Origin of the sequence: Rhodopseudomonas sp. G2_2311 (assembly GCF_047501505.1) — a bacterium.
Lineage (GTDB): Bacteria > Pseudomonadota > Alphaproteobacteria > Rhizobiales > Xanthobacteraceae > Rhodopseudomonas > Rhodopseudomonas palustris_H.
The window spans coordinates 67059-81751 of the sequence record NZ_JAZDRK010000001.1 but is presented as its reverse complement, the minus strand read 5'-3'; the positions used below and the strand labels follow the sequence as shown (position 1 = coordinate 81751).

The 14693-nt window shown below is 65.7% G+C and carries 10 protein-coding genes; 1 reads left to right on the top strand and 9 read right to left on the bottom strand.

Features of this window, described 5'->3' with window-relative positions:
* Positions 1-112: 112 nt before the first annotated feature.
* From gyrA to dusB, 9 genes are all read right to left on the bottom strand, one after another.
* On the bottom strand, positions 113-2854 hold the full coding sequence (gene gyrA / locus VRZ08_RS00330) for a DNA gyrase subunit A (protein ID WP_414531217.1): 2742 nt from the start codon (positions 2852-2854) through the stop codon (positions 113-115).
* Positions 2855-3056: 202 nt separating this feature from the next.
* The gene (gene hflX / locus VRZ08_RS00325; RefSeq protein WP_414531216.1) at positions 3057-4427 is read right to left on the bottom strand and encodes a GTPase HflX; all 1371 of its coding nucleotides are present in this window, start codon (positions 4425-4427) and stop codon (positions 3057-3059) included.
* A gap of 11 nt (positions 4428-4438) precedes the next feature.
* A complete protein-coding gene (gene hfq / locus VRZ08_RS00320) occupies positions 4439-4687 on the bottom strand; it encodes an RNA chaperone Hfq (RefSeq protein WP_011158147.1) in 249 nt (82 codons plus the stop codon).
* Positions 4688-4867: 180 nt separating this feature from the next.
* Positions 4868-5725, bottom strand: a complete 858-nt coding sequence (locus VRZ08_RS00315; protein ID WP_414531215.1) for a D-amino-acid transaminase — start codon at positions 5723-5725, stop codon at positions 4868-4870.
* 39 nt (positions 5726-5764) lie between these two features.
* Positions 5765-7132 carry a sigma-54-dependent transcriptional regulator gene (locus VRZ08_RS00310; protein ID WP_107344571.1) on the bottom strand — a complete coding sequence of 456 codons (1368 nt, stop codon included), beginning with the start codon at positions 7130-7132 and terminating at the stop codon, positions 5765-5767.
* 16 nt (positions 7133-7148) lie between these two features.
* Complete coding sequence (locus VRZ08_RS00305; RefSeq protein ID WP_414531214.1) at positions 7149-9440, bottom strand: ATP-binding protein; 2292 nt, start codon at positions 9438-9440, stop codon at positions 7149-7151.
* Between the two features lie 159 nt (positions 9441-9599).
* Positions 9600-11042, bottom strand: coding sequence for a nitrogen regulation protein NR(I) (gene ntrC, locus VRZ08_RS00300; protein ID WP_107344569.1), 1443 nt, complete (start codon positions 11040-11042; stop codon positions 9600-9602).
* A 9-nt stretch (positions 11043-11051) separates the two neighbouring features.
* Positions 11052-12224, bottom strand: coding sequence for a two-component system sensor histidine kinase NtrB (locus tag VRZ08_RS00295; RefSeq protein WP_011158142.1), 1173 nt, complete (start codon positions 12222-12224; stop codon positions 11052-11054).
* Complete coding sequence (gene dusB / locus VRZ08_RS00290; RefSeq protein ID WP_414531213.1) at positions 12221-13222, bottom strand: tRNA dihydrouridine synthase DusB; 1002 nt, start codon at positions 13220-13222, stop codon at positions 12221-12223. Before dusB ends, VRZ08_RS00295 begins: the two co-directional genes overlap by 4 nt.
* A gap of 273 nt (positions 13223-13495) precedes the next feature.
* Between dusB and VRZ08_RS00285 the strand changes: the two genes are divergently transcribed.
* Complete coding sequence (locus tag VRZ08_RS00285; protein WP_414531212.1) at positions 13496-14692, top strand: bifunctional 2-C-methyl-D-erythritol 4-phosphate cytidylyltransferase/2-C-methyl-D-erythritol 2,4-cyclodiphosphate synthase; 1197 nt, start codon at positions 13496-13498, stop codon at positions 14690-14692.
* Position 14693: the final 1 nt, after the last annotated feature.

Here is a 14693-nt window from a genome sequence, read left to right as displayed (position 1 = left end):
GAGTTGCCCCCTCGGGGGTCTTTCGATTCCGGCGATCGTGAAGCCGGCTGACGGCGCCACAGCGTGGCGCAGAGGCGGCGAGCGGAACCGCCGCCTCCACTTGAGCGGCAGCCTAGCCGCCGTTGCCGTTGTCGCCGTCGTCGGTCTCCGGAATGCGCTCGACCGAGACGACCTTCTCGTCATCCGCGGTGTCGAACACGATCACGCCCTGCGTCGAGCGGCCGGCGACGCGGATGCCTTCGACCGGGCAGCGGATCAGCTGGCCGTTGTCGGTGACCAGCATGATCTGGTCGGAGTCCTCGACCGGGAACGACGCTATCAGCTTGCCGTTGCGGCTGTTCACCGACATCGCCACGATGCCTTTGCCGCCGCGCCCGGTGGTGCGGTACTCGAACGACGAGGTCCGCTTGCCGTAGCCGTTCTCCGAGATCGTCAGCACGAACTGCTCGGACGCCGACATTTCGGCATAGCGCTCCTGCGACAGCGCCGCGGACGTATCGCCCTCCTCGGCTTCTGCCTCCGGCGTCTCGATCGGCTCGTTCTCCTCACCGGTCGCGGCACGGCGGATCGCGCCGGACTGCTTCAGATAGGTCGAGCGTTCGGCCGGCGTCGCCTCGAAGTGACGCAGGATGCTGAGCGAGATCACCTTATCGCCGGACGACAGCGCGATGCCGCGCACACCCATCGAGGTGCGGCCGCTGAACACGCGGACGTCCGGCACCGGGAAGCGGATGCACTGGCCGCCGGCGGCGGTCAGCAGCACGTCGTCGCGCTCGGTGCAGATCTGGACGTCGACGATCGCCTCGCCCTCGTCGAGCTTCATCGCGATGATGCCGGAGCGGCGGACGTCGACGAAGTCGGACAGCTTGTTGCGGCGGACGTTGCCGCCGGTGGTGGCGAACATCACGTCGAGCTCGCTCCAGGAGGCTTCGTCCTCCGGCAGCGGCATGATCGTGGTGATGCGCTCGCCCTGCTCCAGCGGCAGAATGTTGATCAGCGCCTTGCCGCGGCCGTTCGGCGGCGCCAGCGGCAACCGCCAGACCTTCTCCTTGTAGACCTGGCCGCGCGACGAGAAGAACAGCACCGGCGTGTGCGTCGAGGCGACGAACAGCCGGCTGACGAAATCCTCCTCGCGCGTCGCCATGCCGGAGCGGCCCTTGCCGCCGCGGCGCTGCGCCCGATAGGTCGACAGCGGCACCCGCTTGACGTAGCCGGCGTGCGACACGGTCACCACCATGTCCTCGCGCTGGATCAGGTCTTCGTCTTCGACCTCGCCTTCCTGCTCGACAATCTCGGTCCGGCGCGGCGTTGCGAACTCGGCCTTGACCTCGCCGAGCTCGGTCTTGACGATCGTCTGCACCCGCGCCCGCGAGCGCAGGATTTCCAGATAGTCGGCGATCTCGACCGCGAGCTTGTCGAGCTCTTCGGAAATCTCTTCGCGTCCCAGCGCGGTGAGGCGCTGCAGCCGCAGATCGAGGATCGCTTTGGCCTGCTCGAACGACAGCCGCGCGGTGCCGTCCTCATTGAGCTTGTGGCGCGGATCGTCGATCAGCGTGATCATCGCCGCGACATCGGCCGCCGGCCAGTCGCGCGACATCAGGGTCTCGCGCGCCGTGTTCGGATCGGGCGAATTACGGATCACCCGAATGATCTCGTCGATATTCGCCACCGCGATCGCGAGGCCGACCAAGATGTGCGCGCGATCGCGCGCCTTGTTGAGCAGGAATTTGGTGCGGCGGGTGACGACCTGTTCGCGGAATGCGACGAAGACCGTCAGCAGATCCTTCAGGTTCATTAGCTGCGGACGGCCGCCTTCCAGCGCCACCATGTTGGCGCCGAAATTGGTCTGCAGCGGCGTGAACTTGTAGAGCTGGTTGAGCACGACTTCCGGCACAGCGTCGCGGCGCAGCTCGATCACCACGCGGAAACCGTCGCGGTCGGATTCGTCGCGCAGATCGCCGATGCCTTCGATCTTCTTCTCGCGCACCAGTTCGGCGATGCGCTCGACCATCGTGGCCTTGTTCACCTGATACGGAATCTCGGTGACGATGATCGCTTCACGGTCCTTGCGGACGGTCTCGATCTCGACCTTGCCACGCATCACGATCGAGCCGCGGCCGGTCTGATACGCGGCGCGGATGCCGGCGCGGCCGAGAATGATGCCGCCGGTCGGGAAGTCCGGGCCCGGCACGATCTTGTTGAGATCGTCGATCGACAGCGCCGGATCGTCGATCAGCGCGATACAGGCATCGATCACCTCGCCGAGATTGTGCGGCGGGATGTTGGTGGCCATGCCGACCGCGATGCCGCCGGCGCCGTTCACCAACAGGTTCGGGAACTTGGCCGGAAGAACCTGCGGCTCCCGTTCCGAATTGTCGTAGTTCGGCTGGAAGTCGACGGTGTCCTTGTCGATATCGTCGAGCAGCGTCTGCGCGATCTTGGTCAGGCGGGATTCGGTGTACCGCATTGCCGCCGGCATATCGCCGTCGACCGAACCGAAATTGCCCTGACCGTCGATCAGCGGCACGCGCATCGAGAAGTTCTGCGCCATACGGACCAGCGCATCGTACACCGACTGGTCGCCGTGCGGGTGATACTTACCGATGACGTCGCCGACGGTGCGCGCCGACTTGCGATACGGCTTGTTCCACTCGAAGCCGTTCTCGTACATCCCGTACAGGATGCGGCGATGCACCGGCTTCAACCCGTCGCGCGCATCCGGCAGCGCTCGCGCCACGATCACGCTCATCGCGTAATCGAGATAGCTGCGCTTCATCTCGTCGAGAATGGATACGGGGCGAATATCCGAGGGCGCCAGCGGCTCCCCGGGCTTCTCGTCGTCTTTGTCGGACAAGGGTGAATTCCGGTCAGAATCTGATCGGATTCGTATAGCGTATCGGGGTGTTGTGAACCACCCTTTCGGGCGCGGTTTTCGAAGGTTTTTCCGCTCGTTTTTCCAAAGACTTACGGGGCGTTTTCGACGACCGCGAAAAGCCTTCGCGAAAGGCGCCGAAATTGCCGCGACCGGCGCTTCCGCAAAGCGCCGATTCGCGCCCTCAATCCGGCCGCGGCACCGCGCCGAAACGGTCGATCACGACGTCGCGCTTGTTGTCCTCGACCCGCACCGTCATGGCGTAGCGGCCGTCGACCAGATCCTTCGCCAGCACCTCGGTATTGCGATGGAGCCAGCTCACCCCGGCCCCGTCCGCGGCATCGATCGACAGATCGAGCACGGTGCGGGTGGCCGCCAGGCGCTGCTCGATCGCCAGCAGAAGGTCATCGACGCCCTCACCGCTCACCGCCGACACCAGAAGGCACGGATGATCCTCGGGCCGGCGCGCCGCGATGTTCTTCAGCTCGTCCCGCTGCTCGGGCTCGAAGCGGTCGATCTTATTCCAGACTTCGACAATCCGGCCGCTGGCCGCATCGACGCCGAGCTGGCGCAGCACGTTGTCGACGTCGTGCTGCTGCGCTTCGGCATCCTCGTGGCTGATGTCGCGGACGTGCAGGATCAGATCGGCTTCCAGCACCTCTTCCAGCGTCGCGCGGAATGCAGCGACGAGCTGGGTCGGCAGATTGGAGATGAAGCCGACGGTGTCGGACAGCATCGCCTTGCCGCCGTGCGGCAGCTCGATCGCGCGCAGCGTCGGGTCGAGCGTTGCGAACAGCATGTCGGCCGCCTGCACGTCGGCCCGCGTCAGACGGTTGAACAGCGTCGACTTGCCGGCGTTGGTGTAGCCGACCAGCGCGACCACGCGATACGGCACGCGCTGCCGGCCGGCGCGATGCAGCCGCCGTGTCGCCTGCACCTTCTTCAGCTCGGCTTCGAGCTTGGTGATGCGTTCGCCGATCAGCCGGCGGTCCGCCTCGATCTGAGTCTCGCCCGGACCGCCCATGAAGCCGAAGCCGCCGCGCTGGCGCTCGAGGTGGGTCCACGAGCGGACCAGGCGCGAGCGTTGATAGTTGAGATGCGCCAGCTCGACCTGGAGCGTGCCTTCGCGGGTCTTGGCGCGGCGCCCGAAGATTTCCAGGATCAGGCCGGTGCGATCGAGCACCTTGGCGTTCCAGGCCTTCTCCAGGTTGCGCTGCTGGATCGGCGACAGCGCGCAATCCATCACCACGAGGTCGGCTTCGTGCGCGGCAATCAGCCCGACGATCTCTTCGACCTTGCCCTTGCCGAGATAGGTCGCGGGACGAATCTGGCTGATCGGCGTGAGCACCGCCTCGACGACATCGAGGTCGATGGCGCGCGCGAGCCCGGCGGCTTCATCGAGCCGCGCGTCGTTGTCGCGGACGGCCGTATCCGCGGCGTCAGGATCGCCCCGACGCGCGCGCAAATACGGACCGACAACGATGACTCGTCCGGTCTCTCCGCCCTGCCCCGATCGCGGACGATCGGCGCCCCCGTCGATGCTGCGGGGTTCCAATCAGGCCCGCCTCAAGCTGGCGAGTCCTCGCCGCTTTCGAACAGCTGGATCGGCGCCCCCGGCATGATCGTCGAGATCGCGTGTTTGTAGACGAGCTGCGAATGACCGTCGCGCCGCAACAAAAGGCAAAAATTATCGAACCAGGTGACAATACCCTGCAACTTCACCCCGTTGACCAGAAAGATCGTCAGGGGAGTCTTTGTCTTGCGTACGTGGTTGAGGAAAGTGTCTTGAAGGTTTTGTGCGCGGTCTGCCGCCATTTTTTATCCCGCAATTGGTTTTGTCTTTTCTTGCCGGTGCGCGTCTCTCTATCGGAGCTCCACCCCGGTTGCCGACTCCTCCGAGATCCCCCTCCGGAAGCCGACGTCCGATTAGAGGGTAGGCATGGCTTTTAAGCAAGCAACTAAAACCCCGAGTGAATGCTCCCCGCGCCGCAAAGCTTAAGAAAACACCGCAAATCGGTGAAACTGCTCTCTTAGACGTTTGGCCAATGCGCCCGGCTTGCCGTCGCCAATCGCCTGCCCGTCGATCGCCACCACCGGCATCACGAGCTGGCTGGACGCCGTGACGAACGCCTCGGCGGCACTGGCCGCCTCGGCCGGCGTGAACGGCCGCTCCTCGAACCGAACCTGCAGCGCTTCGAACGCATCCATCAGCACCGCACGGGTGACGCCGGGGAGAATGCCGGCCTCGGCCGAGCGGGTCACCACCCGGCCCTCTTTGGTGACGATCCAGGCGTTGCTGGAGGAGCCTTCGGTGACATAGCCGTCGCGGTCGACGTACCACGCCTCATAGGCACCGGCCTCGCGCGCCGCCTGCTTGGCCAGCACGTTGGGTAGCAGCGCCGTCGACTTGATATCGACCCGCGGCCAGCGGTTCTCCGGCAGCGTGATCACCTTGATGCCGTGGGCGGCGTTGGCCTGCCCCTTGGCCGGATCGAGGCTGCGCGCCGTCACCACCACGGCGGGCTTCACCGACGCAGCCGGAAAGCCGTGATCGCGCCGCGCTACGCCGCGCGTGACCTGCAGATAGACGATGCCGTGATTCACCCGGTTGCGCCGCACCACTTCGTGCATCACGACCGACAAGGCCGAAAGAGGCATCGGCTCCTTGATCCGCAATTCGCCGAGCGAGCGCTGCAACCGCGCCAAGTGCCGCGGCATGTCGACCAGCTTGCCGCCGCGGACTTCGCAGACCTCATAGACGCCGTCGGCGAACTGATAGCCGCGATCTTCAATGTTCACGCTCGCATCGCGCATGTCGAGATAACGGCCGTTGACATAGGCGATGCGCGACATCGATTGAATCCAGGTCTGAGATATGAATGGAAGGACGACTTAGCCGACGCCGAGCGCCTTGAGCTTGCGGTGCAACGCCGAGCGCTCCATGCCGACGAATTCGGCGGTGCGCGAGATGTTGCCGGAGAATCGGCTGATCTGCGCGATCAGATAGTCACGCTCGAACGCCTCGCGGGCCTCGCGCAGCGGCAGGCCCATGATGTGCTCGCCGTTATTTCCGGTCGGCATCGTCGGCACCATCGAGCCGACGTCCTGCGGCAGCATGTCGGCGGTGATCACCGCATCCGGTCCGCCACCGGCCAAAATCATCAGCCGCTCGACGTTGTTGCGGAGCTGGCGGACATTGCCGGGCCAGACATGCGATTGCAGCACCGCCATCGCGTCCTGGCCGATCTGCCGGCGCGGCAGGCCGGTCGCCGCCGAGATCTGCTCCATGAAGTACTCGATCAGTTCCGGAATGTCGTCGCGGCGCTCGGACAGCGGCGGCACGCGGATCGGCACCACCGACAGCCGGTGATACAGGTCTTCGCGGAAACGGCCGGCAGCGATTTCCTCTTCGAGGTTGCGCGCCGTCGACGAGATGATGCGGACGTCGACATTGACCTTGGTGGTGCCGCCGCAGCGCTGGAAGGTCTGCTCGACCAAGACACGCAGAATCTTGTTCTGGGTCTCGCGCGGCATGTCGGCGATTTCGTCGATGAACAGCGTGCCGCCGTGCGCCTCTTCGAGCGCGCCGGCCTTGCGCGAATGCTCGCCGTTGGCTTCGACACCGAACAGCTCGATTTCCATCTTCTCCGGGGTGATCGCCGCGGCGTTGATCACCACGAACGGCCCCTCGGCGCGCGACGACGAATTGTGCAGCGTCCGCGCCGCCAGCTCCTTGCCGGCGCCGGACGGGCCGACGATCAGGATCCGGCTGTTGGCCTTGGCGGCGCGCTCGATGGTCTGGCGCAGCTGATTGATGCAGGCGGAGCGGCCGACCAGCGTCGAGGCCGACGGTGCGAGCTGCTTCAGCTCCCGCACCTCGCGCTTCAGCCGCGAAGTTTCGAGCGCACGCGTCGCCACCAGGATCAGCCGGTCGGATTTGAAGGGCTTTTCGATAAAGTCGTAGGCGCCACGCTTGATCGCCGCGACCGCAGTTTCGATGTTGCCATGGCCGGAGATCATCACCACCGGGACGTCGGTGTGATCCTTCTTGATCTGCTCCAGCAATTGCAGACCGTCGAGCTTGCTGCCCTGCAGCCAGATGTCGAGGAAGATCAGGTTCGGCCGCCGATTGGCGATCTCGGCCAGCGCCGAATCGCTATCGCGCGCGGTGCGCGTGGAGAAGCCTTCGTCCTCGAGAATACCGGCAACGAGATCACGGATGTCCGCTTCATCGTCGACGATCAGAATATCATTCGCCATGGTCGCGCCTGTCGCTTTAGCTGCCGCTGGCAGCCGCTATCCTTGGTTCGTTCTCGGCCTGCTGTTTTGGTTCACCCGATCCGGGAGGTGATGCCGGCTGACCGGACATCGCGAATCGAAGGCGCATCCATGCACCGCGCTGGCCTGGACGAACGTGGGATGCGTCGTTGAGTTCAATGCCGCCGCCGTGGTCGACCAGCACGCGTCCGACGATCGCAAGACCGAGGCCGGTGCCCTTCTCACGGGTGGTGACGTAGGGTTCGAGCAGCCGCGAACGGCTTTCTTTGGGCAGACCGATGCCGTTGTCGATCACGTCGATCACGACGAAGTCGCCGTCGCGAGCCGCAACAACTTCGATCTTGCCCTTGCCGAGTTCTTCCTCGGGCACGGCCTCGATCGCCTCGGTGGCATTCTTGATGATGTTGGTCAGTGCCTGCGAGATCAGGCGGCGGTCGAACCGCGCGTGCAGCGGCTCGTCCTTGATCTCGGTTTCGATGTCGACGTCGGGATGCCCGACGCGCATCAGGAACACCACCTGCCGCACAGTGTCGCCGACATCCTCGCCTTCGATCACCGGCTTCGGCATCCGGGCAAACCGCGAGAATTCGTCGACCATGCGCCGGATGTCATCGACCTGACGGACGATGGTGTCGGTGCACTGCTCGAAGATGCTCTTGTCCTCGACGATCACCTTACCGAACTTGCGCTTGATCCGCTCCGCTGAGAGCTGGATCGGCGTCAGCGGATTCTTGATCTCATGCGCGATGCGGCGCGCGACGTCGCCCCACGCCGAGGTGCGCTGCGCCGACACCAGCTCGGTGATGTCGTCAAGGGTGATGATGTAGCTGTCGCTGGTATGCCCGGTCTGCTCGGCGGTGACGCGGACGTTGAGGATGCGCTCGCGACCGTCGCGGATGATGGTGATCTGGCCCTGCACCAGGCGCTGCGATCCCTCGCGCGCATTGGCCATGATCTCGTCGAGCTCGGGGATGATCTCGGACAGCGGATGGCCGAGCGCTTCGGCCTCGGCGTGGCCGATCAGCTTCTCGGCCGAGCGGTTGAGGATGCCGATCGACAGCGAGCCGTCGACGCCGATGATGCCGGCGCTGGCTGACGACAACACAGCCTCGATGAAGCGGCGCCGGCTATCGATCAGTTCGCTGGCGCTGACCAGTTCGTCGCGCTGGGTGCGCAGCTCCTGGGTCATCTTGTTGAAGGTCATGCCGAGCTGCGACAGGTCGCCCTCGGATTTCGACACCGGCACCTGGACGTGCAGGTCGCCGGTCGAGACCAGATGCGCGGCGCCCATCAGGCGCCGGATCGGCGCCACCAGCCAGTTGGCGAAGTTCAGGCCGATCAGCACCGCAGACATCAGCACGGTGAGCGCGATCACCGTGAACATCAGCGCGAATGCGACCTGGACGCCAAGACGGCGCGCTTCGAGTTCGGAATATTCGGCGACGCTCGCCTGGGTCTGGCGCAACTGCGCCACGACGTGCGGATCGAGGAAGCGCGCGACGTACAGGAAGGTGTCTTCGAAGCCCTTCAGCCGGATCACCGCGGCGACGTAATTAGCCTCGATGAACACCGCGATCTGCGGTTCGGTGTCGTCGACGTTCTTCAGAAACTCCGGCGCCGGCACGTCGAAGTCGCGGCGGATGCCGTTCTGCGCCGCCTCCAGGATGTTGCGATCCTTGTCGATCAGCATCGCGCCCGGCAGGTTGCGGGTGGCGGCGTCGTTGGTCAGGAATTCGCGGAAGGATTTGCGGTCGAGGTCGAACAGCGCCCGGGCGTGCGAGATGTCGTTGGCCATGCCGAGGATGTCGCCGCGGATCAGCTGGCCGTGCTCGTGCAGATAGGCGTTGGCAACGATCAGCGAGTTCTGGATCACCGCCCGGGTCGGGCCGGAGAACAGCCGGTCGAGGCCGCGGTCGAGCGTGACGTTGGCGACGATCGACACCAGCACCGCCGGCAGCACCGCGATCACCGAGAACAGGCTGACGATCTGGATGTGCAGCCGCGACGCAGCCCGCCCCCGCCGGCGGGCCTGGACCACTTTCCAGACCTCGCGGGCGATGATGCCGAGCAGCAGCAGGATGGTGACGGCGTTGATCAGCAGGAAGCTGACGACGACTTCCCGCGTCGGCGCGATCGGCGTAAGGCCGGTCAGGACGATGAAGGTCAGGAACGCCGAGAGCAGCGCAATGCCGACCGCCATCGGGGCCAGCAGCTTGCGCCAGGTGCGCAGCCGCGGCTCGGCAATCGAGGGGTCGTCAACGGGTTGGGCCGACGTCTCTGCGCTGGTCATTCCGGCAATAATCATTGAATGCGTTCGGCCGCCGCATTGAGCAGACCGTGTGATGCATTCCTACAACAATGTTGCTCAATTGCGACAATATCGCGGCGCCTCGCCCGAGCCACCTCGGGCGAGTACGCGGTCCACAGCCGAAAAGCTTGCCCCGGCGTCTCAGCCGCCGGTGCGGTAGACTTGAATGTCGAGGTCTCGGATCTTCTTCCGCAGGGTGTTGCGGTTGAGCCCCAGCAAGTCGGCGGCCCGAATCTGGTTGCCGCGAGTCGCCGCCAGCGCAGCGGTGAGCAGCGGCACTTCGATCTCGCGCAGCACCCGATGGTAGAGCCCGGGCGGCGGCACACCATTCGGGAAGCCCGAGAAGTGTGACGACAGATACATCTCGACCGCGCCGCCGAGGTTGTCGACGGTGTGCGGAGCGTTGCCGCCCGCGACCACGGGCGGCGGCGCCAATTCGCCGTCGATCACCGAGGCGGTGATCACCTCCTGCGGGTAAAGCGCCGCCAGTCGGCGCGCGAGATTTTCGAGCTCGCGGACGTTGCCCGGCCAGCGATGCTGCTTCATCCGCTCGAGTGCCGCGGCATCGAGCTTCTTGGCTGGGAGGCCATCCTTCTCGGCCAGCGCGAAGAAGTGTCGGACCAGATCCGGCAGGTCCTCGATGTGCTCGCGCAGCGGAGGCAGCCGCAGCGGCACCACGTTGAGGCGGAAGAACAGGTCCTCGCGGAATAGGCCCTGCTGGATCAGGACACGAAGGTCCTTGTTCGACGCCGCGACGATCCGGACATCGGTCTTGATCGGGGTGCGGCCGCCGACCGTGGTGTACTCACCCTGCTGTAGCACGCGCAGCAGCCGGGTCTGCGCTTCCATCGGCATGTCGCCGATTTCGTCGAGAAACAGCGTGCCGCCTTCGGCCTGCTCGAACCGGCCCGAGGCTCGGGTGTTGGCGCCGGTGAAGGCGCCGCGTTCGTGGCCGAACAATTCGGATTCGATCAGGTCGCGCGGGATCGCCGCCATGTTGACGGCAACGAACGGACCGTTGCGACGCTTGCCGTAGTCGTGCAGCGCCCGCGACACCAGCTCCTTGCCGGTGCCGGACTCGCCGGTGATCATCACCGTGAGGTCGGTCTGCATCAGCCGCGCCAGAACGCGATAGATTTCCTGCATCGCCGGCGAACGGCCGACCAGCGGGATCGAGTCGAATTCGCCTTCGTCGTTAGCGCTGCTGATCCGCTCCTTCGGCTCGGCAAGCGCCCGGCCGACGATCGCGATCAGTTCCTTCAGGTCGAACGGCTTCGGCAGATATTCGTAGGCGCCCTTCTCCGATGCGCGGATCGCGGTCATGAAGGTGTTCTGCGCGCTCATCACGATGACCGGCAAATTCGGGCGCAGCTTCTTGATTCGAGGCAGCAGATCGAATGCGTTCTCGTCCGGCATCACTACGTCGGTGATCACCAGATCACCCTCGCCCTGGCTCACCCAACGCCACAGCGTCGCCGCGTTGCCGGTCAGCCGCACTTCGTAGCCGGCGCGCGATAGCGCTTGGTTGAGTACCGTGCGGATGGCGGTGTCGTCGTCCGCGACGAGAATACTACCTGCGGGCATTGGGAGTCCTCATCTTGCAGTCTGTGAGGCATCGGACGACGCCGGCGCGTCCTCGCCGTTCGGGGATTGAAGGGCCTTAGCGGTGTTGAACATCGGCATCAGCACCCGGAAGGTGGTTTTGCGCGGCTGCGATTCACACTCGATGATGCCGCCGTGATCGCCGACAATCTTCGCTACCAATGCAAGACCGAGGCCGGAGCCGGACGGCTTGGTGGTGACGAACGGATCGAACAGGTTCGGCAGCAGATCTTCGGGAACGCCGGGACCGTTGTCCCGCACGCAGAATTCCAGCGGCAGCGACACCCGCGTCTTCTTGCCCGGCACCGACAGCCGGACGCCGGGGCGGAACGCGGTGGTGAGTTGGATCTCGCCATCGGAGCCGAGATCAACCACAGCCTCGGCAGCGTTCTTCACCAGATTGAGGAACACCTGGATCAGCTGATCCTGATTGGCGAGCACCGGCGGCAGCGACGGGTCGTAGTCCTCGATGAACTTGATGTTGCGGGCAAAGCCCGACTGCGCCAGCCGCTTCACGTGATCCAGCACCGAGTGGATGTTCACCGGGCCACGCGCGACCGGACGGTCGTCGCCGAACACTTCCATGCGGTCGACCAGCGTGACGATGCGGTCGGCCTCGTCGCAGATCAGCCGGGTCAGCATGCGGTCTTCGGCAGAGGCCTGCTGCTCCAGCAGCTGCGCCGCGCCGCGGATGCCGGACAGCGGGTTCTTGATCTCATGCGCCAGCATGGCGGCGAGCGCGATTACCGAGCGCGCGGCGCTGCGATGCGTCAGCTGGCGGTCCATCTTGTCGGCGATGGTGCGCTCCTGCAGCATCACCACGATGTGGCCGGGCCGTTCGTTGAGTGGCGCGACGTGCAGATCGACCTGGCGGTCGGCACCGATCCGCGGCGTGCCGAGATCGACCTTGTATTCGTTGACCGGCGAATGCCCGACGCGAACCTGCTCGATCAGCGCCAGCAGCGGGCTGCCGAACGGCACCAGATCGGTCAGCGACTGCCGCCGCAGCAACTGCGTTGAAATCTCAAAGAACGATTCCGCCGCCATGTTGGCGTCGACGATCTTGCCGTCCGGGCCGACCAGCAGCACGGGATTCGGCAGCGCGTTGAGGATCGCATCGCTGTCGGTCGGCTGCGCCCGGCGCGGTTCGACGATGGCGTTCATGCGGCGGCCCTCCAGGCGAAATCATCGTAGGCATCGGCGAGCGCGCTGTGCACGCGGGCCGGATTCTCTTCGGTCAGGATCGCGGTGCGCCAGCTCTTCAGAACTGACGGCGGAGCGCCGGCGCTGGCAGCGGCCACCTCGAGCGACCAGCCGAGATGTTTGCGGGCGTGACGCAGCCCGATCTTGACGCCGTACAGCGCCAGAATGTCATCGTAGAGCGTGCGCAAGTAATCGCGCTGCGCGGCGAGCGGAGGCTCGGCCTCGACCTGACCGGTGGTGAGCTGGCGCCCGATCTGCCCCGGCAACCACGGCCGCCCCTGGGCGCCGCGCCCGATCATCACCGCGTCGGCTCCGGAGCGCTTGAGCGCCTCGACTGCGCTGGCGTGGCAGATGATGTCGCCGTTGACCACCAGCGGAATCGAGATCGCGTCCCGGACGGCGCGGACCGCGTTCCAATCGGCTTCGCCCTTGTAGAATTGCTGCCGGGTGCGGCCATGAACCGTGACGAGCTGCACCCCGGCGTCCTGCGCACGTCGCGCCAGTTCGGGCGCGTTGCGGGAGCGATCGTCCCAGCCGAGCCGCATCTTTAGCGTCACCGGCACCCGCACCGCGCCGATCGTCGCCTCGATCAGCGTCAGCGCATGATCGAGATCACGCATCAGCGCCGAGCCGGACAGACCGCCGGTGACGTGCCGCGCCGGGCAGCCCATATTGATGTCGATGATGTCGGCGCCGCCGGCTTCCGCAATCCGGGCGCCCTCCGCCATCCAGCGCGCCTCGCAGCCGGCAAGCTGGACGACGTGCGGCCCCTGCCCGACCTTATCGCAGCGACGGACCGACATCCGGCGGCCGGCGACCAGATCCTCGCTGGCGGTCATCTCCGATACCACCAGACCGGCGCCCAGCTCCGCGACTTGCCGGCGAAACGGCGCATCGGTAATGCCTGTCATCGGCGCCAACAACACCGGATCAGGCACCGCAATATTGCCAATCCTCAAAGGCGGCGAACCTGTTACAGTCGGGCGCGTCACTCGTTGCTCATTTGGTAGCCAGCGCAGTTGCAGGCTCGGCTTCGCTCAATGTTTGAGCATTGTAGATCATTGCCTACAGTTTAGCCAATCATATCTGACATGCAAGTGCATTGCAGCAATTGTCCCCGGCCGCCGGCGGCTGCGGCGATGGAATCATGCTGCTTTCCTGCTCCGGCATGGTAAGGGCTGTGCACCGGCGCGACCAGCGCAGGCCATCCCAATTCCGTATCAATTGATCCGATGCCGAACTCGCCCCGTACTGCTGCCATTATCGTCGCCGCCGGTCGCGGCCTGCGCGCCGGCGCGGGCGGTCCCAAGCAATACCGCACCCTCGCCGGACGGCCGGTGATCGCCCGGGCGATGGAGCCGTTCTGCACCCATCCGGGCGTGATGGCGGTGCAGCCGGTGACGAATCCCGACGACACCGAGATGTTCAACGCGGCGGTGGCCGGTCTGAATTTCCGCCCCGCGGTCGGCGGCGGAGCGACCCGGCAGGCCTCGGTGCGCGCCGGCCTGGAGGCTTTGGCCGAACTGAAGCCGGATATCGTGCTGATCCATGACGCCGCGCGCTGCTTCGTCACCCAGGAACTGATCTCCCGCGCCATCACCGCGGCTGGCGCGACTGGCGCGGCGCTGCCGGTGGTCCCGGTGACCGACACCATCAAGCAGGTCGACGCCAACGGCGCGGTCGATGCGACGCCGGACCGCGCTACCTTGCGGATCGCCCAGACCCCGCAGGCGTTCCGCTTCGACGTGATCCTCGACGCCCACCGCCGCGCTGCCCAGGACGGCCGGGACGAATTCACCGACGACGCCGCGATCGCCGAATGGGCGGGATTGACGGTGTCGACCTTCGAGGGCGATGCTAACAACATGAAGATGACCACCCCGGAAGATTTCGCGCGCGAGGAAAGCCGGCTGATGGCCGCACTCGGCGATATCCGCACCGGCACCGGCTACGACGTGCATGCGTTCGGCGAAGGCGACCACGTCTGGCTGTGCGGCCTGAAGGTGCCGCACACCCGCGGTTTCCTGGCGCATTCGGACGGCGACGTCGGCCTGCATGCGCTGGTCGACGCGATCCTCGGCGCGCTGGCGGATGGCGACATCGGCTCGCACTTCCCGCCGACCGATCCGCAGTGGAAAGGCGCAGCCTCCGACAAGTTCCTCAAATACGCCATCGACCGCGTCACCGCGCGCGGCGGCCGCGTCGCCAATCTCGAAGTGACGATGATCTGCGAGCGGCCGAAGATCGGTCCGCTGCGCGACGCGATGCGTCAGCGCATTGCCGAGATCACCGGCGTGCCGGTGTCGCGCGTCGCGGTGAAGGCCACCACCAGCGAGAAGCTCGGCTTCACCGGCCGGGAGGAAGGCATTGCGGCGACCGCATCCGCCACCATCCGGCTGCCCTGGGGCGCCGACGGACTGGCCGGCTGAC